This is a genomic window from Corynebacterium sp., assembly GCF_030535495.1.
Classification (GTDB): domain Bacteria; phylum Actinomycetota; class Actinomycetes; order Mycobacteriales; family Mycobacteriaceae; genus Corynebacterium.
This window is the reverse complement of the sequence record NZ_JAUNRW010000160.1, coordinates 1-1199: the sequence shown is the minus strand read 5'-3', so window position 1 is coordinate 1199 and position 1199 is coordinate 1. Positions and strand designations below refer to the sequence as shown.

At 66.4% G+C, this 1199-nt stretch carries 3 protein-coding genes; 1 reads left to right on the top strand and 2 read right to left on the bottom strand.

Annotated elements, in window-relative coordinates; genetic code table 11:
- The first annotated feature begins 42 nt into the window (after positions 1–42).
- Positions 43–180 (top strand): hypothetical protein, encoded by a 138-nt coding sequence (locus Q4F73_RS12050; RefSeq protein WP_303359585.1) that lies wholly within the window; start codon positions 43–45, stop codon positions 178–180.
- Between the two features lie 75 nt (positions 181–255).
- Here the strand turns inward: Q4F73_RS12050 and Q4F73_RS12045 are convergent, their stop codons facing one another.
- Positions 256–657, bottom strand: a complete 402-nt coding sequence (locus tag Q4F73_RS12045) for a holo-ACP synthase (RefSeq protein ID WP_303359584.1) — start codon at positions 655–657, stop codon at positions 256–258.
- 66 nt (positions 658–723) lie between these two features.
- Positions 724–966 (bottom strand): LPXTG cell wall anchor domain-containing protein, encoded by a 243-nt coding sequence (locus tag Q4F73_RS12040; protein WP_303359583.1) that lies wholly within the window; start codon positions 964–966, stop codon positions 724–726.
- Positions 967–1199: the final 233 nt, after the last annotated feature.

Here is a 1199-nt window from a genome sequence, read left to right as displayed (position 1 = left end):
TTTTTCGTGACGCCCACCACATCAGGCGCGTAGAATGGCCCCATGAACACTGATCCGAAGGACCCCGCCCCCATCGCCGACTCCGAGGCTCCGCAGCAGCACCCGGACGACGACCACAAGGTCGCCGAGAACCCTCCGATCGACGATCCCAACTACCAGTCGGAGGAGTCCGGCGAATAGGTGTCGCTGCCCGCTTCTCGACGTCCACCCGGCCCCACCGCGGTCCGGGTGGATTTTTTGGTCTGCAGGAGCGGGCTACAGTTGCTCGAGCAGGCAGATCGCCGTCGCGTAGTCCCCGTCATGACTGATCGACAGACTCGTCCGGATCTCGCCGACGCTGGACAGCACCGCGTGTGCCACCTCGCCTCGTAGCTCGATGGCGACCCGCCCCCACCGGTCGGCACGGACCTCTATCTCGGTGAAATCCACCCCGTCCGGATCAACGACCGGTGGCCGACCGTAGATCGCCTGCGACCACGCCTTGATGAACGCCTCCTTCGCAGCCCACCGCCCCGCCAGGTGCACTGCCCGATCATGCCGCTGCGCAGCCGTTCGCAGCTCCCCCACCGCGAACACCGCCTCAAATCGCGAACCCGGCCGCGCCAACTGTTCCCGGAAGCCCGGGACGTGCACGAGATCAACTCCCACATGCTGCATGGGCTCATCGTTCCACACAAACCCCGGCGCCGACCATAGTGATCATCGCCGGGGCTCCGCTTCCAGCTACTCAGCGCGGCGACGGCTGATGATGATCGCGCCACCAATGAGCACCATCACGAGGGCAATGAGCACGACAGCGATGGTGTCCGCACCCGTGTTCGCGAGCACTCGATGCGGGTTCTGCTGGGCCCGCTGCGCCTGCTGGGGCGCCACCTGGGGCGGCGCACTCCTCGCAGGTGTCTGCTGGGCACCCAGCACCTGCGACTGAGTCTGCTGGGGCTGCGGCTGCTGGACCTGAGTCGGCATTACGGTCGGTTGTGGGTGTGCGGTGGGACCTGCCGACGGGGTGATCACCGGTTCACCATCAGAGGAGCCGGATGAACCAGGTACTGCGCTCGAACCCAGGAGCGGCAGCAAGGGAAGCAGCGGGAGCAGAATCCACGGAACACTGGAACCACTCGACGGACCAGCCGGGGCAACCGGAGTCTCGGTCGGCTCCGTCGGCTCCGTCGGTTCCGTGGGGTCGGTCGACTCGGTCA